The following is an 18,983-nucleotide window of genomic DNA, read 5'->3' as shown; positions in this document are numbered from 1 at the left end:
CGGGCCCGCATATGCCTGTCGCACACTCTCCCCACCTGCCCACCAGGCGAGTTGACTCTTCATGCGCATACAAGGGATGTGACGACTACGGAAAGGAGCGGACTTGTGACCGCCGACCCCGAGCATCCCGTGGTTCATGGAGAACTCGCAGAGTTACGCCGTCGCCTCGATGTCGCCTACGCGCGTGTCGAGGGAGGGCTTGCTCTGCTCAGCCACCGCACCGAGGAGACTGACAAGGAAGTCGACAACCTGAGCACACGGGTCGTCGCCCTGGAGCACGCCCGCTGGCCGCTGCCCGCGGTCGCGGTACTCACCGCCGCGGGCGCGCTCGTCGTGACGATCTGGCAGGCCCTGGGGCACTGAAAGCGACTCCAGAACATGTGGGGGGACTCAGGGCATGGCGTCCTGACCGAGCCTCAGATGGTGCAGCAGTAATAACGCGGCCGCCATGTTGGCGGCCGGGACCTCCCCACGGGCGACCATGTCGGGGACGAGTTTGAGGGGAACCCATTCCCGGCGGTCCGACTCGAAGTCGTCCACGGGGTGCCCGATGTACTCGCCCTCGTCCGACCAGTAGATGTGGTGCCGGGCGTCGGTAAGCCCGTTGGACGGCTCCACGCTCATCAGGTGGTGCAGGGGCCCCGGCCGCCAGCCGGTCTCCTCCTCCAGTTCCCTGGCGGCCGCGTACGCGATGTCCTCGCCGTCCTCTACGACGCCCGCCGCGAGTTCCCATCCCCAGCTGTCGGTGATGAAGCGGTGGCGCCACAGGAGGAGCACCTCGTTGGCCTCGTTCACCACCGTGGCCACGGCGACGGGGCGCAGCCGTATGAGGAAGTGGTCCAGGTGCCGCCCGTCCGGCAGCTCCACATCCGCCAGATTGACGGTGAACCAGCGGTTTTCATACACAGTTTGTTCGTTCTGTTTCGTCCACTGCACGGTTCTGCCACCTTCCGTCGAGTAAGTGGCAATATCGCAGCAGGGACGATGGGGTGTCGGTGCTCAGGTGCCGGTCTACAGCGGTACGCGCAGTGCTCCGTCGATGAGTTCGGCTGCCTCGGCCGTGCCCGAGCAGCCGCTCCGCACCAGGTATTCGCGCACCGCCCTGAGTCTGTCGCGCAGGCGTTGGGACTCCATCCCCCGGGCCTGTTCGGCCATCTGCACCGCCGTGGCCACCGCCTTGTCGGCGTTGCCCCGGCGCAGCTCGATCGTGCTGAGCATGGCAAGCCGGTGCACCCGGCCCCGGTCGTGGGCGGGGTTGTCCACGGCCGCCGCGGCGTGCTCCCACGCCGCCGCCAGCTCGCCGAGGCTGAGCAGCGCCTCCGCCACCTGGACGTTGACGAGTCCCGGCTGGACATAGCCCGTCTCGTCGGGCTCGTGTCCGCGCCGGATGCGTTCGGCGGCCTGCTCGGCCCGCCGGATGCAGGACAGCGCGCTCGTGCCGTCGCCGAGATGGGCGTACGCCTTCGCCTGCATCGCGTACAGGTCGGAGGCGAGCGCCGGGGTGATGTGCTTGCCGGCGGCGCGCAGCGCGGCCTCCGCGAAGGCCACAGCCTGCCGGTGCTCCCGCATGAACAGCGACTGGTTGACCAGGAGCGCGATCACATAGGCGCCGAGTCCCCGGTCCCCACTGGCCTTCGCCAGCCTGAGTGCCTGGTGGAAGTAGCGCTGGGCGAGGCCGTGCGCGTCGGAGTCGTAGGCGCAGATGCCGGCGACCGCGACCAACCCGCCGGTGGCACGGTGCAGTTGGCGGCCGGTCTCGTCGGTGTAGCTGCCGCGCAGCAGCGGTGCGGCCTCGGCGTTGAGGAAGTCGACGATCCGGGTGCGGGTCGCTATGCCGCCCGCCTTGCGGTACATCTGCTCGTAGTGGGCGCGGGCGGCGCGCAGCATCTCGATGTCTGCGGAGGTGACCCGGTGCCGGCCGCCGCGCGAGACGTCGACGTCCTCGGGCGGGTTCTCCCACTCCCACACCGGCATGACGGCGGGTGTGCCGGTCACCGCGGGCGCGCCCAGGATGTGCGGGCGCTGCTGCTCGTCGGAGCGCCACAGGGCGGTGGCCCGCTCGACGAACCCGGATAGCGAGGTGCCGTGCGGGGCGGCGGGCTCGCCCGGAACGCCGAGGCCGATGTCGTCGAGGGTGACGGGGCGTTGCAGCCGGGCCGCGAGCACCTCGCAGATCAGGTCCGGCACCTGGCCCCGGGGCCGCTGTCCCTTCAACCACCGGGCCACCGCGGTGTGTTCGTAGCGGAGGGCCAGGCCGCGCGCCCGGCCCGCCTGGTTCACATGGGCGGCGAGACCCGCGTGGGAGATCCCCGCCTCGTCCAGGATCGCGTCGAGCAGAGTGTTGGGCTGCATGGGAGGCCCCCCGGTGGCTCGGTGCCGCCAGAGTAGTGGGTGTGTCTTCACACGGGGTGTGAACGGAGTACTCGAATCCGCAGCGTGTGCGCACTGTCGCGGAGAGTTTCCAGCCGGTTGACTGAAATGCCTCGCAAGAGGCCGGCCGGGCCGCCGGCTCCCCCTCGTACAGTGCGGCGACCCGTTTCCGCGCCGTCCGCCCAGCTGCCTGCCCGACACTCCGTGGCGGGGCGGACGGCTTCGCCGGTGCGCTGCGTCGGCATACGCGGGGGCCAACGCCGTTGCGGTTAAAGGTGCGTTGTCGGCTGCGGGTGCGTTGTGGCTGGTCGCGCAGTTCCCCGCGCCCCTGAGGGGTGTCGGTCTGACCGGTCGTCACGAAGTACCAGCCCACCCCGGGCTCCGGACCGGCCGAGGGGTGTTCGGCGCGGGCCCGCTCACGCAAGTACCGGGCCAGGGTGCGGTCCAGCCGCCGTAGCACACCGTCGAGTTGGGCCTCGTCGGGTACGGCCTCGCGGAAGCTGCCGAGGACGGCGGCGACGCCGCGGGTGGCCACCCGCGCGCCCAGCCCGTCCTGTTGGGCCGGCGGACAGGCCGGCTTGTAGGTGACCGCGACGGCACCCCAGACCGTGGGCAGCCCGAGCGCGAGGGCCCGCCGCAGCGGGCGGCGACCGGGTGCCCTCCCGCTCCGCGCGGGCCCGCGCCTCGGCCGGCATCGGGCCGGACAGATCGAGGCCGAGCGCGTTGCCGCGGGGCACTCTGAGCGCGGCGAGGCGCGTGGTCTGCCCGGAGCCGCAGCCAAGGTCGAGGACCCGGTTCGCCCGTAAGTCCGTGCGGGTCCGTCGCGACCTGTGGGGAACCCAGCCTTGATGCGGATCATGCCGATGGTTATCGCATCAGGCCCTGCCGACGCGATCGGACCGGCCCCGAGAGGCCGGTCCGATCGCGTCGACCACATGGGCCGAAAGGGCAGATCACCGGGAGAAGTCACCCTGTCGAGTGGAGTGATGGCGCGCTAGCTCCGCAGCAGCGCCCCGATGCGCTCACCCGCCAGCGCGACCGCCGCGTCCCGAGCCGCGGACGCCTCGTCCACCGTCAGCGTCCGGTCAGCCGCCCGGAATCGCAGGGCGTACGCGAGGGACTTCCGGCCCTCGCCGAGCTGCTCGTCGTTCTCGTACACGTCGAACAGCCGGATCGCCTCCAGCAGTTCACCGGCCCCCTCGCGCAACGCGGCCTCGACCTCGGCCGACGGCACGTCACGGGAGACGACCAGGGCGACATCCTGCGTCGCCACCGGGAACGTGGAGATGCCGGGCGCCTGCAATGTCGCGTCGCCGACCCGCTCCAGCGCGTCCAGGTCGAGTTCCATCGCGGAGGTGCGCGCGGGCAGTCCGAGCGCCTTCAGCACCCGCGGGTGCAGCTCGCCCGCGTGCCCCACGATCCGCTCGCCGGCCTCGCCGGTCACCACCAGCTCGGCACACCGGCCCGGATGCCACGGCCCGTACTGCCCACCGCGGACGATCAGTTCGGCCCCGGCCTCCCGGGCGACGGAGCGCGCCGCCTCGACCGCGTCGGCCCAGTCCGCCGGGCGGCCCTTGCCCCACCAGCCGGCCTGCTCGCGGGCGCCCGCGAGGACGACGGCGACATGGCGCGGCTGCTCGGGCAGCGCGGCGTTCAGCTCGGCGATCTCCTCGTCGGTCGGACGCCGGTCCACCGGCGGCGCGACGGCGACGCGCTGCTTCTCACGCGGCTGGAAGACCAGCCCGGTCTCGAACAGCGCGAGGTCGTGCGAGCCCCGGCCGTCATTGCGCCGCAGCGCGGCCAGCAGGCCCGGCAGCAGCGACGTACGGAGCGCGGGCTCCTCGTCGTTGAGCGGGTTGACCAGCTTGACGACGCGGCGGGCCGGGTCGTCGGCCGCGAGGCCCAGCTGGTCGAAGACCTGCTCGTTGACGAAGGGGTAGTTCGGCGCCTCGACATATCCGGATCCGGCCAGGGCCCGGCCGACGCGGCGGTGCAGCCGCTGCCGGTGGGTGAGGCCGCGGCCTGCCGGGGGCCTGGGCAGTGTGGAGGGCAGGTTCTCGTAGCCCTCGAGGCGGATGACCTCCTCCGCCAGGTCGTTCGGGCGGCCCAGGTCGGGCCGCCAGGACGGCACGGTGACGATCAGCTCGTCCTGCCCGTACACGTCGCAGCCGACCTCCTGCAGCCTGCGTACGACGATCTCGCGGCCGTACTCGACGCCCGCGACCTTGTCGGGGTGGTCGGCGGGGACGGTGATGGTGTGCGGCCCGGACGGGGCGATCACCTCGGTGACGCCGGCCTCGGCGGTGCCGCCCGCGAGCAGCACGAGGAGGTCGACGGTGCGCTGCGCCGCGGCGGAGGCGGCCTGAGGGTCGACTCCGCGCTCGAAGCGGCGGGACGCCTCGGAGGACAGCTTGTGGCGGCGGGCCGTGCGCGCGATGGAGACGGCGTCGAAGTGCGCGGCCTCGATCACGATGTCGGTCGTGCCCTCGGCCTCCATGGGGGTCCCCCCGGTCGAGGGAATTCGAGACTGGGGGAGGTCGGCGATCTCCGTGTCGGCGCCGCCCATCACGCCGGCGAGCCCGATCGGGCCGCGGTCGTCCACGATGACCAGGTCCTCGGCGTGCAGGGTGCGCGTGGCGCCGTCGAGGGTGACGATCTTCTCGCCCTCCTCGGCCCGGCGCACGCCGATGGTGCCCTGGACGAGCCCGCGGTCGTAGGCGTGCAGCGGCTGGCCCAGCTCCATCATCACGTAGTTGGTGACGTCGACGGCGAGGGAGATCGGACGCATGCCGACCTTCTGCAGCCGGCGCCGGAGCCAGATCGGGGAGCGGGCCTCCGGGCTCAGACCGGTCACCGTACGCGCGGTGAAGCGGTCGCAGCCCATCGGTTCCGAGACGCGGACCGGGTAGCCGAAGGCGTTCGGGGCGGGGACGTCGAGCAGGGCCGGGTCGCGCAGCGGCAGACCGTAGGCGATGGCGGTCTCGCGGGCGACGCCGCGGATGGACAGACAGTCGCCGCGGTTGGCGGTGACGGCGATGTCCAGGACCTCGTCGACCAGTTGGAGGAGCTCGATGGCGTCCTTGGCGACCTCGGTCTCCGGCGCCAGCACGATGATGCCGTGGCTGCCGTCGTCGCCCATGCCCAGCTCGTCGCCGGAGCAGATCATGCCGTGAGACGTCTTGCCGTACGTCTTGCGCGCGGAGATCGAGAAGCCGCCCGGGAGGGTGGCGCCGGGCAGCACCACGACGACCTTGTCGCCGACGGCGAAGTTGCGGGCGCCGCAGACGATCTCCTGGGGCTCACCGGTCCCGTTGGCCTGCCCGACGTCGACGGTGCAGAAGCGGATCGGCTTCTTGAAGCCCTCCAGCTCCTCGATGGTCAGCACCTGGCCGACGACCAGCGGGCCCTTGAGGTCGGCGCCGAGGTGCTCGACCGACTCGACCTCGAGGCCGGCCGAAATGAGCTTGGCCTGGACGTCACGGCCGGTTTCGGTCGCCGGCAGGTCGACGTACTCCCGCAGCCAAGAAAGCGGGACCCGCATCAGATCTCCATCCCGAACGGCCGGGTGAACCGGACGTCACCCTCGACCATGTCTCGCATGTCCTCGACGTTGTGGCGGAACATCAGCATCCGCTCGATGCCGAACCCGAAGGCGAAGCCGCTGTACTTCTCCGGGTCGACGCCGCAGGCGGTGAGCACCCGCGGGTTGACCATGCCGCAGCCGCCGAGCTCGATCCAGCCCTCGGACGAGCAGGTGCGGCAGGGCCGGTCGGGATTGCCGACGGACTCGCCGCGGCAGACGTAGCACACCATGTCCATCTCGGCGGACGGCTCGGTGAACGGGAAGAAGTTGGGCCGCAGCCGGGTCTTCATGCCCTCGCCGAACAGGGACTGGACCATGTGGTCAAGGGTGCCCTTGAGGTCGGCCATGGTGAGGCCCTCGTCTACGGCGATCAGCTCGACCTGGTGGAAGACCGGGGTGTGGGTGGCGTCCAGCTCGTCGGTGCGGTACACGCGGCCGGGGCAGATCGTGTACACCGGCAGCTCGCGGTCGAGCAGCGAGCGGATCTGCACGGGCGAGGTGTGGGTGCGCAGGACGACGCCGGACTCGGTGCCGCCGTCGCCCGCGGCGGAGCCGCTGTCGGATGCGGTCTGCACGAAGAAGGTGTCGGCCTCGCCGCGGGCCGGATGGTCCGGGCCGATGTTGAGGGCGTCGAAGTTGAACCACTCGGTCTCGACCTCAGGGCCCTCGGCGACCTCGTAGCCCATGGCCACGAAGATGTCCTCGATGCGCTCCGAGAGCGTGGTGAGCGGGTGGCGGGCGCCGGCCGGTACCCGGTCGTACGGCAGCGTGACGTCCACCGCCTCCTCGACCAGCACGCGCTGGTCCCGCTCGGCCTCCAGCTCGGCCTGGCGGACGGCGAGGGCCTTGTTCACGGCGCCGCGGGCCTGGCCGACGAGCTTGCCGGCGGCGGCCTTGGCGTGCGGGGGCAGGGCGCCGATCTCGCGGTTGGCGAGGGCCAGCGGGGAGGTGCCGCCGGTGTGGGCGACCTTGGCCTCCTGGAGTGCGTCGAGGGAGCCCGCGGCGGCGAAGGCGGCGAGCGCCTCGTCCCGCATGCGCTCGATCTGTTCCGGTTTCAAGGCCTCGACCTCTACAGGGTCGTACGACTTATTCGGTGCCGACATCTCTTCCCGTGCTTCCGATTGGCTGGCTGAAGGTCCCCGTCACCGACTCGCTCAGAGGTCGGAGGGCCGTCCCTGGGACACAAAGGTGCCAGTGGCCGAGTCTAACGGGGTGCGGATGGGCGGATGCGCCCGCGGGCTCTCAGGTCAGATAGGCCGGAGCGCTCACGGGCAACGTAAATCGGAACTCGGCGCCGCCGCCGGGGGCGCGGCCGACCGTGATGGTGCCGCCGTGGACCTCGACGATGCCCTTGACGATGTAGAGCCCGAGGCCGGTGCCACCGCGCTTGCTGCCCCGCCAGAAGCGGGTGAAGACACGGTTCATGGACTCCTCCGGGATGCCGGACCCCTCGTCGCTCACCGTGACCGACGTGGCGGCGTTCTCGTTGCTTTCCCCTTCGCGCGGGGACGCCGTGGGCGTGATGTCAATCGTGACGGTTCCCTCGCCGTGGCGCACCGCGTTTTCCAGCAGGTTGCTGAGCACCTGGTCGATCTTGTCGGGGTCGGCCCACAGGTCGGGCAGCGGCTGCTGCAGGCGCAGCAGGAACCGGTCGGCGGGCAGCCCGGCGGCGACGTAGGCCTGGATGTGCCGGCCGACGGCGGCGCCCATGTCGACGGGCTGGCGCCGCAATTCCAGCCGCCCGGAGTCGATCCGCGAGATGTCCAGGAGTTCGGCGATGAGCCGGGTGACCCGGTCGGCGTCCGCGTCGACGGTCTCCAGCATCAGCCGCTTCTGGTCGTCGGTGAACCTCTCCCACTTGGCGAGGAGCGTGGCGGTGAAGCCCTTGACGGAGGTGAGCGGGGAGCGCAGCTCGTGGGCGACGGTGGCGATCAGCTCGGCGTGGCTGCGTTCGGTGCGGCGGCGGGCCTCGGTGTCGCGGAGGGAGACGACGAGACGGCGGACGGGTCCGGTGGGCGCGGTGCGGACGTAGCGCGCGGAGACGAGGACCTCACGGCCGCCGGGCAGGAGGAGGTTGCGCTCGGGCTGGCCGACCCGGATGGCGAGTCCGCCGTACGGGTCGGTCAACTGCCACCAGCGGCGCCCCTCCAGGTCCTCTAAAGGGAGGGCCTTCTCCAGACGTTGCCCGAGGGCGTCGGCGGCGGGGACGGCGGTGATGCGTTCGGCGGCGGCGTTGAAGCAGATCACGCGCCCGTGCTCGTCGGCGACGACCAGGCCGTCGGGCAGCTGGTCGGGGTCGATGCCGAGCTCGGCGAGGTCACCGGGCCGGGGCGCGGGCGGGTGCCGCACATCCCGTGCCCCCGGTGCGCTGCTCGTGCCGACGCTCATCCCCGTACCCCACCTCTCAGACGGCCTCTCAACTGGCGCAGTGGGCCCCCGAGCTGGTCACCTTACTAGCTCTCGGTGACCGAACGGCACCCTCCGGAGCCGCGCTGTGCACGGGCCGACGCATAGAGACATACGGCGGCGGCGGTGGCGAGGTTCAGGCTCTCGGCCTTCCCGTGGATCGGGACGCGCACCACGGCGTCCGCGAGTGCGCGGGTCTCCTCCGGCAGCCCCCAGGCCTCGTTCCCGAACACCCAGGCGGTCGGCCCGCCCATGGTCCCCTTGTCCAGCTCGTCGTCGAGATCGTCCATCCCGGCTCCGTCGGCGGCGAGGATCCGCACACCGGCGTCCTTGAGTCCGGCGACGGCCTGCTCCACGGGCACACCGACAGCGACGGGAAGGTGGAACAGGGACCCGACGGACGCCCGTACGGTCTTCGGGTTGTACAGGTCGACGGAGGCGTCGGTGAGGACGACGGCCTCGGCGCCGGCGGCGTCCGCGCACCGCAGCACGGTGCCGGCGTTCCCGGGATCCCGTACGTGGGCGAGCACGGCGACGAGCTTGGGCCGGGCGCGCAGGACGTCCTCGAAGGGCGTGTCGAGGAACCGGCAGATGCCGACGAGGCCCTGCGGGGTGACGGTGGTCGAGATGTCGGCGATGACGTCGTCGGTGGCGAGATGGACCCGGGCCCCGGCGGCGCGGGCCTCACCGATGATGTCCGGGTAGCGCTCCGCGGCCTCGACGGTGGCGAAGAGCTCGGTGAGGGTGCCGCTCGAGCCGCTGCGGTGTGCCGCCGCCTCCCGCACGGCCTGCGGCCCCTCCGCGAGGAACAGCCGCTCCTTCCCCCGGAAGTTCCGCTTGGCCAGCCGCCGGGCGGCGGTGACCCGGGCAGAACGGGGGGAGATCAACTCGGGGGTGGTGGGCGGCATGTTCAGCATCACCTTCAGTAAAGGGCTTTCAGGGGCGTGGGGAACTGCGCGACCAGCCCACGACACCCCACACCCGAACAACGGCCGTCACGTCGGCAGCAAAGAACCCGCAGGTCAGTAAACCTGCGGGTCCAGTCACCTCGGCCTAGAGCCGGCGCGACGTCACGCGGCCTTCGGCGCGTTCACGTCCGACGGCAGCGCCTTCTGGGCCGCCTCGACGAGCGCGGCGAACGCGGTCGCGTCGTTCACGGCGAGCTCGGCCAGGATCTTGCGGTCGACCTCGATGTTCGCGGCGTTCAGACCCTGGATGAAGCGGTTGTAGGTGATGCCGTTGGCGCGGGCAGCGGCGTTGATGCGCTGGATCCACAGCCGACGGAAGTCACCCTTGCGCTTCTTGCGGTCGTTGTAGTTGTAGACCAGCGAGTGGGTGACCTGCTCCTTGGCCTTGCGGTACAGGCGCGAACGCTGACCGCGGTAGCCGGAGGCCGCTTCGAGAATCGCCCGGCGCTTCTTGTGGGCGTTGACTGCCCGCTTGACGCGTGCCACTTGTTAACTCCTTGTAGCTGGGTCACGAGGGTGACCCGAGAACGGCTTGGTCCCGGTTATCGGCTGCGCCCTGCCCACGCAGGGCGCGCACTACATCCCGAGGAGCTTCTTCGCCTTGGCGGCATCGCCCGGCGCCAGCTCGACGGTGCCGGCCAGACGGCGGGTCAGCGTCGAGGGCTTGTGCTCGAGGTAGTGGCGGCGGCCCGCACGCTGGCGGAGTACCTTGCCCGACCCGGTCACCCGGAAGCGCTTCTTGGCACCGCTGTGCGTCTTGTTCTTCGGCATGTCGCCGTTCTCCTCGTCGGTGGCGCTCCGATGCCCGGTCACGAAAACCGGGCACCGCGGAGCGTCGCTCTCGTATCGGTTACTTCCTGGGGACTCGCGTCCCTGGGGATCACGCGTCGGCGGAAGCCTCGGCAGGTGCCTCGGCGTCTTCCACGACGTCGTCGATCTCGACGTCCTCGTCGGACTCCGCGGCGTTCTGCGACTTGCCGGGGTTGGCCTTCGCTTCGGCCTTGCGGGCTTCCTGCGCCTGGCGAGCCTCGGCCATCGCCTCGGTCTTCTTCTTGTGCGGACCGAGAACCATGATCATGTTTCGGCCGTCCTGCTTCGGGTTCGACTCTACGAAACCGAGGTCCTGGACGTCCTCCGCGAGACGCTGCAGCAGTCGGAAGCCCAGCTCGGGCCGGGACTGCTCGCGACCACGGAACATGATCGTGATCTTGACCTTGTCGCCCTGCTTGAGGAACCGGACGACGTGACCCTTCTTGGTGTCATAGTCGTGCGGGTCGATCTTCGGCCGGAGCTTCATCTCCTTGATGACCGTGTGCGCCTGGTTCTTGCGCGCCTCACGGGCCTTCATGGCCGACTCGTACTTGAACTTCCCGTAGTCCATGAGCTTGCACACAGGCGGACGGGCGGTCGCCGCCACCTCGACCAGGTCCAGGTCGTACTCCTGTGCAAGCTCCAGTGCCTTGGCCAGGGGGACGATGCCCACCTGCTCGCCACTGGGGCCGACAAGTCGCACCTCGGGAACGCGAATCCGGTCGTTGATGCGGGGCTCGGCGCTGATGGATCCTCCTCGGTTAGCACCACACGACCATCTGGCGGACGGCCGCGTTTTGTCTCTTTTAGACAGACCTAACCGCGTCGAAGCACAAAAAATGCCCCGGACGATCACAGGCGGGGCTCCAAGCACTACCGGAGCACCGCCGTGGTGATGCCACGGGGCGCACATTCGGGCGACTCCATCGTCCGTACGGAACGATGGTGGCCGCCTGACCGGGGTGACCCGCCGTCCCGGGGGACAGTCAGGTGGGAGATCGGAGCCTCCACTTGTGGGCCGGACATTCCTGTCCGGCCGGTCATCACACAAGGTTAGCAGCTAGCCGGGGGTGGTGCGAACCGTCGTACACCGGGCCCTATCGTGTGGGGCATGAGTGACACCCCTGCTGAGTCCGCCGAGTCCGCCGCGGGCCCCGGCTTCGACGAGATGACCCGCGACATCGCCGAGGTCCCCGCCGTCGAGGTGATCGTGACGGTCGCGGTCAACCTGATGAGCGCCGCCGCCGTGAAGCTCGGCCTGACTGAGGAGGGCGACAAGTACAAGGACCTGGATGAGGCCCGCAAGCTGATCCACGCCCTCGCCGGTCTGCTCGACGCGAGCGCGACCGAGATCAGCTCCTTCCACGCGGCACCGCTGCGGGACGGTCTGAAGTCGCTCCAGCTGGCGTTCCGCGAGGCCTCCCTCATCCGGGACGAGCCGGGCCAGGGCCCGGGCGAGAAGTACACCGGCCCGATCTACGGCTAGACCGCAGCCAGATCCGCAGTCAGATCCGCAGTCAGATCCGCAGTCAGATCCACTTCATCCGCTGATTCATCCGCGTACGTACAAGGGCTCGCCCGGCGGCGTCGCCCCGGCCGGCAGCAGTGCCAGGTCGAGGCCGCGCACCAGGCGGGCCCTCAGCGTTTCGTCGGCGGCGAGGCGCTCGGCGACCGCGCGGGCGGCCTCGGCGGGGGGTGCGGACGCGTCCAGTACGAGGGCGAGGGTGCCGTCGGCCTGTCCGGGCCCGAGGTGGGCACGGAGCACGCCCGGCTCGGCGGCCACCGCGGTCCGTACCGCGTCGCGCACCGCCGGGTCGGCGAGCGGGTCGGCCGTCGTCCGCCCCTCGGCCAGCGCGAGCAGTGCGGATCCGGCGAGCTCGTACGGCACGGGTCCGGCCAGGTCCAGCACGATCGTGTCCGCCTTCTCGTGCGCCGCCGCCTGCAGCGCCTGGTGCAGGGGTACGGCGACGGGGCGGGCCGCCGGGTCCCAGCGGGCCAGCGACTCGGTGGACGTGAAGGCCGGCAGGGCGGTGCGGTGGCCCGCCTTCAGCGTCGGTACGGCCATGTCGCTGGTCTTCTCGCGGCGCAGCCCCTTCTCGTCCTCCTCGACCTCGCCGAGCACGGCCACGACGGGGACGAGCAGCCGGGCGTCCTTGAGCGCCTCCAGGACGGGTCCCTCGGCGCCATGGTCGTCCGCCCAGGCGGCCAGCGCCGCGCTCAGCCGGGGATCGGCCGTGCCGTCGTCGTCGGAGAAGCCGGAGTCGGGAATGTTCTTGTTCGCCACGGTCACCGACCCTATCGGGGGAATGCTGCTGGGCTTGTGCGGGTCCGGAAACCCGCCGGTGACAGCTTTCACAGTTTTCTCAGATTTCCCTGACACACATCTAACGTTCGTCTAACGCCTCGCACAGTCGACGCCCCCAGCATCGCGGGCATGGAGTCCTCCAGAGCCGCGCGAAGCCACCGCTCCCGCCCGTCCCGGAAGCGCCCACTGCTGTACGCCGCGCTCGCCTCCGTCGCGATCGTCGGTGCCACGGCCGCGGGGACGGTGTATGTGAAGGCGCAGGCGCACTCCGGTACGGGCGTCATATCTTCGGCGGGGGCGCCGTCGGATTCGTCGACGGCCCCGGGTTCGGCCGCGGCCTCGGCCTCGGCCTCGGGGAAGGGGGAGGCATCGGTGGAACCCGTGACGGAGCCGACGGTGGACCACGACGCCCTGCTGGCCGTCGCCATGAAGACGGTGAGCGTGGCGGACACCGCGGAGGTGTCGGTGGCGGTGGTGGACCCGGACTCCGGCGCGAGCGCCGGGTACGGCGACGGGGCCTTCGATACGGCGAGCATCGTCAAGGTCGACATCCTGGCGACGCTGCTGCTCCAGGCGCAGGACGAGGGCAGGCATCTCACGGCGCAGGAGAAGTCGTACGCCACGGTGATGATCGAGAACAGCGACAACGACGCGGCGTCGGCGTTGTGGCGCGGCATCGGTGAGGCGGACGGGCTGGACGCCGCGAACGAACGGTTCGGGCTGACCGGCACGGAGGGCGCCGAGGGGGCGCTGTGGGGGCTCACCCAGACCACGGCCGCCGACCAACTCACCCTGCTCCAGCAGGTGTTCGGCACGGACTCGGAGCTGAGTGAGGCCTCGCGGACGTATCTGCGAGGGCTGATGGGGCAGATCGCCGCCGATCAGCACTGGGGGGTGTCCGCGGTGGCCGACGGCTCCGCGTGGGCGCTGAAGAACGGCTGGATGCCACGCAGCGCCACCGGTCTGTGGGTCATCAACAGCATCGGGCGGGTGACCGTGGACGGCCACGACTATCTGGTGGCCGCGCTGTCGAAGGGCAACACGACGAAGGCGCGGGGGATTTCGCTGGTCGAGGCGGCGACGAAGGCGGCGGTGTCGGTGTTCACGGCCGACGGGGCGTCCGCCTCGGCCTCGTCCTCCGCGTCCTCGGCCGCTTCGGCGTCTTCGGCGTCTTCGGCGTCTTCGGCGTCTTCGGCGCAGTGACCGGTCAGTGGCGGACCAGGCAGAAGGGGTGCCCTGCCGGGTCCGCGTAGACGCGCCAACTCCGGCTGTCGGAGCCGCCGTCGAGCAGGGTCGCGCCCGCGGCCAGCACCTCCTCGCGTGCCCGGTCCGGGTCCGTGACGGCGAAGTCCAGGTGGAACTGCTGAGGTCGGGCGGGATCCGGCCACCGCGGGGCCTGGTAGTCGGCCACCCGCTGGAAGGCGAGCACCAGGCCCGAGGACGCGTGCAGGGTGGCCCAGTCGTCACCGACCGCCCACCGCCGGTCCGGCCGGTTGACGGTGCCGCCGAGCAACAACCGGTAGAACTCGGCCAGTTGCCCGGGCTCGGCGCAGTCCAGCACCACACACTGCAGGTCGGCGATCATGTCCAGCCGTCCTGGGACTCGTAGCCGTCGTAGGGGCGCGGCGCACGGCGGCGGCCACGCCACAGGAACACCGCGCCGACCAGCAGCAGGCCCCCGGCGCCGCCCGCGAGGGAGGCCGCCCAGCCGGCCGGGCCGTCGTCCTCGTCGGCGGTGTCCGGGCCGGAGCCGAAGTACTTGTCGCCGTACGAAGCGGACTCCAGGCCCTCCGGTTTGAGGCGGCCGGCCTCTGTGAGAGCGGCGGCCGGGTCGATGAAGCCGAAGCCCCGGGAGTCGTCGCGGCCGTCCGCCGGGGCGTTGCGGGCCGTGTCCTCCAGGAGCTTCTTGATCTGGGCGGGGGTCAGGCCGGGGTCGGCGGCCCTGATCAGCGCGACCGCGCCGGAGACGAAGGCGGAGGCGGCGCTGGTGCCCCAGCCCTCGTAGTACTTGTGGTCGGGGTCGGCGATGACGACGTCGACGCCGGGGGCGCTGACCGTGGAGTACCAGCGGCGGGTGGAGAAGGAGGCGCGGGTGCCGTACTTGTCGACGGCGGTGGCGGCGATGACGCCCGGGTAGGCCGCCGGGTAGGAGATGTGGTCGCCCTTCTCGCCGCCGTTGCCCGCCGAGGCGACGACCACGGCGCCCTTCTTGAGGGCGTACTGGACGGCCTCATCCTCGGCGGGTTCGGGATGTGCGGAGGCGGAGTCGTCGCCGAGGGAGAGGTTGATGACGTCGGCGCCCTGGTCGGTGGCCCAACGGATGCCTTCGGCGAGGGCGTTGCCGCGGGTGCTGCGGGCTTTGGCACGGGACGAGTCGCCGTCCTCGAGGATCACCCGGACAGGGAGGATCTTCGCCTCGGGTGCGATGCCCAGCACGCCGTCGGCGTTGTCGGCGCCGTGTCCGTGGCCGGCGATGATCCCGGCCATCGCGGTGCCGTGGCGGGCCCAGGCGCGGTCGCCGTCCTTCGCACCGAAGCCGATCATGTCCTTGCCGGTGAGGACGTTGCCGACCAGGTCGGGGTGGTCCGCCTCGACGCCGGTGTCCAGGACGGCGACGGTGACGCCCGCGCCCTTCGTGGTGCGCCAGGCCTGCTCGGTGTGCATGGCGTCGAGGGCCCACTGCTGGGCGCGGATGCCGTCGGCGTGCGCGGCGGTGGGCGGCACGAGGGTGACGGAGGCGGCGAGGAGGACGCTCAGGAGGCCGGCCCGGCGGGTTCTGACGCTCACCCCGCTCGTCGGACTCACGCGGTTCTTGCGGCTCACGCGGCTCATGAGGGCTGCTCCGTGGGTGAGCTGACGGTCTTGCGCAGGCCGCGTTCGACGCGGTCGGCGAGGCCCTGCGCCTCGTTGCCGAGGCCGGCCTGGGCGGAGGCGGTGGTGGCGCCGGAGGTCAGGGCCTGCGCGGCGGGCTGCGGGTCGTCCACGGTACGGCCGTCGGCCCAGCCGGAGACGGCGTACACGACGACGGGGGCGTCGGTGAGGACGGACATGGTCCAGGAGGCGCGCTGCTCGGTGCCGAACCCGGCGGCGAGAGTGCCCTTGGCGGCGTACGGGCGGGGCATCAGATCGGTGCGGTCGGCGAGGCCCTGGTCCTTGAACCCCTTGGCGAGGGCGCTCATCGCGGTGGCGTCGGCCTTGGTGAAGAGAAGGCCGACGGTGGTGACGTAGCTCTGGGTGGCGTCCGTGTAGGTGGCGCGCAGCAGCCGCTCGCAGCCGACGGGGGCGAGGGCCTTGCTCAGCAGGGGGTCGAAGGCCTTCTCGCAGTCGGTGTCCGGGGCGACGGCGATGCGCGTCCAGGTGCGGTCGGCACCGCCGGGGCCGGCGCCCTGTCCTTCCACGGTGGGCGGGAACAGCCGGTCCACCGGGACGCTGTGCCACAGCCCACCGGCCGCGGCGAAGCTGTCCCGCGTCCCGCTCGGCCCCGGCTCCCCCACGAGCCAACTCCCGGTCACGGCACCGCCGATGAGTCCGAGCCCGAGCACGACACACGCCGCCGCGGCGGCGACCCGAGGCCGGATCCACGCCGGGAGCGCCCGCGGCCGGGCCCGCTCGCGATACCCCTCGGGCTCCCCGAACGACACGATGGGCCGCCCGGAACCAGGGGGTCCACCGGGTGCCATGGGCGCGCTCCAGGAGAGCGCGGGGTCGGGCCGACGACCGACGGAATCGGAGTCGTGCGGGGGGCGGGGGGACTCGGGGGCCCCAGGTCGGGAGCCGGCGGGCGTCGACGGGGACTGCGTACGGCCTTCAGGGCTGGTGGGCGCGGAGGACCGTTGCGGGCGGCTCCGGGGCCTGGGGGGTGCCGGGCGCGTGTGCGGAGCGCTCGTGGGTACGGGAGGCGTCGCGAACGGCGCGTCCGAGCCGCTGTCGGTGCCGGAGGCGCCCGGCGCCTTCCGGGTCGGGCGGGGCGGGAAGCCGGGGCGGGCGGGCGTGGACGGGGTGCTTGGGTGAGCGCCTGGCTGCGCGGCGGGGCCAGGGTGGCGATCGGGCGCGGAATCCGTACGGGCGCCGGATCGCGCGGCGGGCATCGCGGAGCCGCGATGGCGATCGGGTACGGCGTCCGGGCGGGCGCCGCCGGATCGCGGTGCCGACGGGGCCGAACCTGGGCGGGAGTCAGACCGCTGCGGTCCCCCGGAGGCAGCGGACCCGGCCGCCTGCGAGCCGACCGCCCGGCCACCCGGTGAACCCACCCCTCCGAAAGGCTCGGCGGACGTAGAGCCCGGGCGGGCGCCGGACCGCGGTGCCTGCGGGGCGGCGCTCGGGCCCGATTCCGGCTGCGGCCGCGCGGGGGCCGGGGGGATCGGGCGGAGGCGGAACGTTGTCTCGAACGCGGTCTCGGCGGGTGCCGGCGTACGGCGCGGCGGGACCGGAGGCCGATGGCTCGGACGGGGCGGTATCGAGTCCGACGCCGGGGACCCGGAAGTCGACCGGGGCGGCACGCGGTCGGTCGCCGGTGGTGTGTCGGGGAAGCGGGCCGAGGCCCTGGGCGGGGGCGGCGGGGTGGCGGAGGAACCGTTGGTCCCGAAGGACGGTGCCCGCAGGTTAGGGACGCGGGGGCCGATGTGCCGTGCGGAGGACGCGCGGCCGACCTTGTCGCCGTCGGTCTCACTGTCGCGGCGACCGGACGCACCGGCCCCGGAGCCGGAGCCACTCCCACCGACCGGACCGGAACCGACAGCGGGAGCCCCTGGACCCACTGGCATCGTCCGAGCCCCGAAGACACCCCCGCCCCCAGGCAGCGAACCGTCAGCGGAATCGGGGGCGACTTCCCCGCCGGTACCTGATCCGGCCCCCGATCCAGATCCAGATCCTGATCCGGGCTCCGACGGAGCACTCTCCCCGGTCCCCGCCGTCGGCGGCTGGGACGGGCGTGGGGGAATGGGGGCGCGCCGCGCTTCCGTGCTCATGCACCCCCCGTTTCCTCGCGCCCGGGCCGTCTCCACGCACACGGGCCGTTGTCACCGTCGGCCGGGCCCGGCGTGGACTCGGCCGTCCCTGGCACGCATACCCGCATGGACGGACCGGCATCCCGGCGCGGACGTGCGGCCGGAGACGGAGCGGCCCTCCGTGCGTGCGCGTCACTCTACGGGTTGTTGGCGGGCGAACGGGAACCAGTCCGCACCCCCCGGGGCATCTGCCCGGAACATCCCCCTACCCTGCGGTAATCCTGTCTGGCAGGCTGCGTTCATGACTGCGCGCGCCTCCGACCGGGCCCGTTACGACCGGGCCACCGCCCATCTCGACGCCCCTCTCGCGATCGTGGACCTGGACGCCTTCGACGCCAACGCGGACGATCTCGTCCGCCGTGCCGACGGCAAGCCGGTCCGGGTCGCCAGCAAGTCCGTACGCTGCCGGGCCCTGCTGGAACGCGCGCTGGCGCGGGACGGCTTCGCGGGCCTCATGTCCTTCACCCTCGCCGAGTCCCTGTGGCTGGCCCGGAGTGGATTCGACGACGTCCTGCTCGCCTACCCCTCCGCCGACCGCGCCGGGTTCGCCGAGCTGGCCTCCGACCCCAAGCTCGCCGCCGCCGTGACCGTGATGGTCGACGACCCCGCGCAGCTGGGGCTGATCGACGACGCCCGCGGCGGCGGAAGCGAAGTCATCCGTGTCTGCCTGGAGTTGGACACCGCGCTCAATCTCCTCGGCGGCCGGGTACGGGTCGGCGCCCGCCGCTCCCCGCTGCGCTCCCCGGCCCAGGTCGCCGACATGGCCCGTACCGTGGCCCGGCGGCCGGGGTTCAAGGTCGTGGGGATCATGGCGTACGAGGGGCACATCGCCGGTGTCGGGGACGCCGTCGCCGGACGGCCGCTGCGCTCGCGTGCGATACGGCTGATGCAGGCCACCGCGCGCCGGGAACTCGCCGAGCGGCGTGCGGAGGTGGTGCGCGCGGTGCGGGCCGTCGTGCCGGACCTGGAGTTCGTCAACGGCGGCGGCACGGGCAGTGTTCAGCACACCGCCGCGGAGGACGCGGTCACCGAGATCGCCGCCGGGTCGGGACTGTACGTACCGCGGCTGTTCGACAACTACACGTCGTTCAGCGGGCGTCCCGCCGCGCTCTTCGCCCAGCCCGTCGTCCGGCGGCCCGGGGTCGGTGTCGTGACCGTCCTCGGCGGCGGCTACCCCGCCTCGGGCGCGGCCGGGCCCGACCGGCTGCCGGTGCCGTATCTGCCGGAGGGGTTGAAGTACGACCCCCAGGAGGGGCCCGGCGAGGTGCAGACGCCGCTGCTCGGCTCCCCCGCCGACGACCTCCTCATCGGTGACAAGGTGTGGTTCCGGCACGCCAAGGCCGGCGAGTTGTGCGAGCGGTTCGACGCGCTGCACCTGATCGAGGGGGACGCGGTGACGGCGACGGTCCCGACGTATCGCGGGGAGGGCCACACCTTCCTCTAGGGCCTGTCGTTTGGATCACGCCGCAGACGCGGGGTGTGGCACGCACATCTGCCGCGTTGTCGTCGGTTGCCGATGCTCCGCATCGACGCCC

18 protein-coding genes and 2 pseudogenes are annotated in these 18,983 nt (G+C 72.0%); 5 read left to right on the top strand and 15 right to left on the bottom strand.

The genetic code is table 11. From position 1 onward, the window contains the following. Positions 1 to 105: 105 nt before the first annotated feature. Positions 106 to 363 carry a hypothetical protein gene (locus AB0H86_RS27170; RefSeq protein WP_362443984.1) on the top strand — a complete coding sequence of 86 codons (258 nt, stop codon included), beginning with the start codon at positions 106 to 108 and terminating at the stop codon, positions 361 to 363. Between the two features lie 27 nt (positions 364 to 390). Here AB0H86_RS27170 and AB0H86_RS27165 read toward each other — a convergent pair whose 3' ends face one another. The 11 genes and pseudogenes from AB0H86_RS27165 to infC all read right to left on the bottom strand — a co-directional run bounded on the left by AB0H86_RS27165 (position 391) and on the right by infC (position 10,885). Then, complete coding sequence (locus tag AB0H86_RS27165) at positions 391 to 936, bottom strand: NUDIX hydrolase (protein WP_362443982.1); 546 nt, start codon at positions 934 to 936, stop codon at positions 391 to 393. Positions 937 to 1,011: 75 nt separating this feature from the next. Then, positions 1,012 to 2,352 (bottom strand): transcriptional regulator, encoded by a 1,341-nt coding sequence (locus tag AB0H86_RS27160; protein WP_362443978.1) that lies wholly within the window; start codon positions 2,350 to 2,352, stop codon positions 1,012 to 1,014. A gap of 400 nt (positions 2,353 to 2,752) precedes the next feature. Continuing rightward, positions 2,753 to 3,010 (bottom strand): annotated as a pseudogene (locus tag AB0H86_RS27155) (hypothetical protein); the annotation flags it as partial. 16 nt (positions 3,011 to 3,026) lie between these two features. Next, positions 3,027 to 3,164, bottom strand: a pseudogene (locus AB0H86_RS27150) (class I SAM-dependent methyltransferase); the annotation flags it as partial. Positions 3,165 to 3,364: 200 nt separating this feature from the next. Then, positions 3,365 to 5,911 carry a phenylalanine--tRNA ligase subunit beta gene (gene pheT / locus AB0H86_RS27145; RefSeq protein WP_362443975.1) on the bottom strand — a complete coding sequence of 849 codons (2,547 nt, stop codon included), beginning with the start codon at positions 5,909 to 5,911 and terminating at the stop codon, positions 3,365 to 3,367. Next, positions 5,911 to 7,056 (bottom strand): phenylalanine--tRNA ligase subunit alpha, encoded by a 1,146-nt coding sequence (gene pheS, locus AB0H86_RS27140; RefSeq protein ID WP_362443972.1) that lies wholly within the window; start codon positions 7,054 to 7,056, stop codon positions 5,911 to 5,913. The genes pheT and pheS overlap by 1 nt, the downstream gene beginning before the upstream one ends. A 139-nt stretch (positions 7,057 to 7,195) precedes the next feature. After that, a complete protein-coding gene (locus tag AB0H86_RS27135) occupies positions 7,196 to 8,341 on the bottom strand; it encodes an ATP-binding protein (protein WP_362443969.1) in 1,146 nt (381 codons plus the stop codon). A 65-nt stretch (positions 8,342 to 8,406) separates the two neighbouring features. Then, complete coding sequence (locus tag AB0H86_RS27130; RefSeq protein ID WP_362443966.1) at positions 8,407 to 9,267, bottom strand: RNA methyltransferase; 861 nt, start codon at positions 9,265 to 9,267, stop codon at positions 8,407 to 8,409. A 162-nt stretch (positions 9,268 to 9,429) separates the two neighbouring features. Then, positions 9,430 to 9,813, bottom strand: coding sequence for a 50S ribosomal protein L20 (rplT, locus tag AB0H86_RS27125; protein ID WP_362443963.1), 384 nt, complete (start codon positions 9,811 to 9,813; stop codon positions 9,430 to 9,432). 90 nt (positions 9,814 to 9,903) lie between these two features. Next, the gene (gene rpmI, locus AB0H86_RS27120) at positions 9,904 to 10,098 is read right to left on the bottom strand and encodes a 50S ribosomal protein L35 (RefSeq protein ID WP_362444478.1); all 195 of its coding nucleotides are present in this window, start codon (positions 10,096 to 10,098) and stop codon (positions 9,904 to 9,906) included. Between the two features lie 109 nt (positions 10,099 to 10,207). Next, positions 10,208 to 10,885: a translation initiation factor IF-3 gene (gene infC / locus AB0H86_RS27115; RefSeq protein ID WP_362444475.1), complete on the bottom strand. Its 678-nt coding sequence runs from the start codon at positions 10,883 to 10,885 to the stop codon at positions 10,208 to 10,210. A gap of 363 nt (positions 10,886 to 11,248) precedes the next feature. On the opposite strand from infC, the gene AB0H86_RS27110 reads away from it, so the two are divergent. Further along, positions 11,249 to 11,623, top strand: coding sequence for a DUF1844 domain-containing protein (locus tag AB0H86_RS27110; RefSeq protein ID WP_362443960.1), 375 nt, complete (start codon positions 11,249 to 11,251; stop codon positions 11,621 to 11,623). A 66-nt stretch (positions 11,624 to 11,689) separates the two neighbouring features. Here the strand turns inward: AB0H86_RS27110 and AB0H86_RS27105 are convergent, their stop codons facing one another. Continuing rightward, complete coding sequence (locus AB0H86_RS27105; RefSeq protein ID WP_362443957.1) at positions 11,690 to 12,421, bottom strand: SseB family protein; 732 nt, start codon at positions 12,419 to 12,421, stop codon at positions 11,690 to 11,692. 150 nt (positions 12,422 to 12,571) lie between these two features. Here AB0H86_RS27105 and AB0H86_RS27100 point away from each other — a divergent pair, with 150 nt between their 5' ends. Continuing rightward, positions 12,572 to 13,645 carry a serine hydrolase gene (locus AB0H86_RS27100; protein WP_362443954.1) on the top strand — a complete coding sequence of 358 codons (1,074 nt, stop codon included), beginning with the start codon at positions 12,572 to 12,574 and terminating at the stop codon, positions 13,643 to 13,645. 4 nt (positions 13,646 to 13,649) lie between these two features. Here the strand turns inward: AB0H86_RS27100 and AB0H86_RS27095 are convergent, their stop codons facing one another. From AB0H86_RS27095 to AB0H86_RS27085, 3 genes are read right to left on the bottom strand one after another with little or no spacing between them, the layout of a single operon-like run. After that, complete coding sequence (locus AB0H86_RS27095) at positions 13,650 to 14,027, bottom strand: VOC family protein (RefSeq protein ID WP_362443951.1); 378 nt, start codon at positions 14,025 to 14,027, stop codon at positions 13,650 to 13,652. Beyond that, on the bottom strand, positions 14,024 to 15,274 hold the full coding sequence (mycP, locus tag AB0H86_RS27090) for a type VII secretion-associated serine protease mycosin (RefSeq protein WP_362443949.1): 1,251 nt from the start codon (positions 15,272 to 15,274) through the stop codon (positions 14,024 to 14,026). Before mycP ends, AB0H86_RS27095 begins: the two co-directional genes overlap by 4 nt. Next, positions 15,271 to 16,122 carry a hypothetical protein gene (locus AB0H86_RS27085; RefSeq protein WP_362443947.1) on the bottom strand — a complete coding sequence of 284 codons (852 nt, stop codon included), beginning with the start codon at positions 16,120 to 16,122 and terminating at the stop codon, positions 15,271 to 15,273. Before AB0H86_RS27085 ends, mycP begins: the two co-directional genes overlap by 4 nt. A 205-nt stretch (positions 16,123 to 16,327) precedes the next feature. Between AB0H86_RS27085 and AB0H86_RS27080 the strand changes: the two genes are divergently transcribed. Further along, the gene (locus AB0H86_RS27080; protein WP_362443945.1) at positions 16,328 to 16,453 is read left to right on the top strand and encodes a hypothetical protein; all 126 of its coding nucleotides are present in this window, start codon (positions 16,328 to 16,330) and stop codon (positions 16,451 to 16,453) included. A gap of 1,236 nt (positions 16,454 to 17,689) precedes the next feature. Next, positions 17,690 to 18,892, top strand: coding sequence for an amino acid deaminase/aldolase (locus tag AB0H86_RS27075; protein WP_362443942.1), 1,203 nt, complete (start codon positions 17,690 to 17,692; stop codon positions 18,890 to 18,892). Positions 18,893 to 18,983: the final 91 nt, after the last annotated feature.

This window comes from Streptomyces sp. NPDC050997, assembly GCF_040660135.1.
Classification (GTDB): domain Bacteria; phylum Actinomycetota; class Actinomycetes; order Streptomycetales; family Streptomycetaceae; genus Streptomyces.
The sequence above is the reverse complement of the archived record's forward strand: the minus strand, read 5'-3'. Positions and strand labels throughout refer to the sequence as shown.

Coding starts and splice junctions, on each gene's coding strand:
- AB0H86_RS27160 (WP_362443978.1), bottom strand. CDS start 2,352: ATGCAGCCCAACACTCTGCTCGACGCGATCCTGGACGAGGCGGGGATC.
- pheT (WP_362443975.1), bottom strand. CDS start 5,911: ATGCGGGTCCCGCTTTCTTGGCTGCGGGAGTACGTCGACCTGCCGGCG.
- pheS (WP_362443972.1), bottom strand. CDS start 7,056: ATGTCGGCACCGAATAAGTCGTACGACCCTGTAGAGGTCGAGGCCTTG.
- AB0H86_RS27135 (WP_362443969.1), bottom strand. CDS start 8,341: ATGAGCGTCGGCACGAGCAGCGCACCGGGGGCACGGGATGTGCGGCAC.
- AB0H86_RS27130 (WP_362443966.1), bottom strand. CDS start 9,267: ATGCCGCCCACCACCCCCGAGTTGATCTCCCCCCGTTCTGCCCGGGTC.
- rpmI (WP_362444478.1), bottom strand. CDS start 10,098: ATGCCGAAGAACAAGACGCACAGCGGTGCCAAGAAGCGCTTCCGGGTG.
- AB0H86_RS27110 (WP_362443960.1), top strand. CDS start 11,249: ATGAGTGACACCCCTGCTGAGTCCGCCGAGTCCGCCGCGGGCCCCGGC.
- AB0H86_RS27100 (WP_362443954.1), top strand. CDS start 12,572: ATGGAGTCCTCCAGAGCCGCGCGAAGCCACCGCTCCCGCCCGTCCCGG.
- AB0H86_RS27095 (WP_362443951.1), bottom strand. CDS start 14,027: ATGATCGCCGACCTGCAGTGTGTGGTGCTGGACTGCGCCGAGCCCGGG.
- mycP (WP_362443949.1), bottom strand. CDS start 15,274: ATGAGCCGCGTGAGCCGCAAGAACCGCGTGAGTCCGACGAGCGGGGTG.
- AB0H86_RS27085 (WP_362443947.1), bottom strand. CDS start 16,122: ATGGCACCCGGTGGACCCCCTGGTTCCGGGCGGCCCATCGTGTCGTTC.
- AB0H86_RS27075 (WP_362443942.1), top strand. CDS start 17,690: ATGACTGCGCGCGCCTCCGACCGGGCCCGTTACGACCGGGCCACCGCC.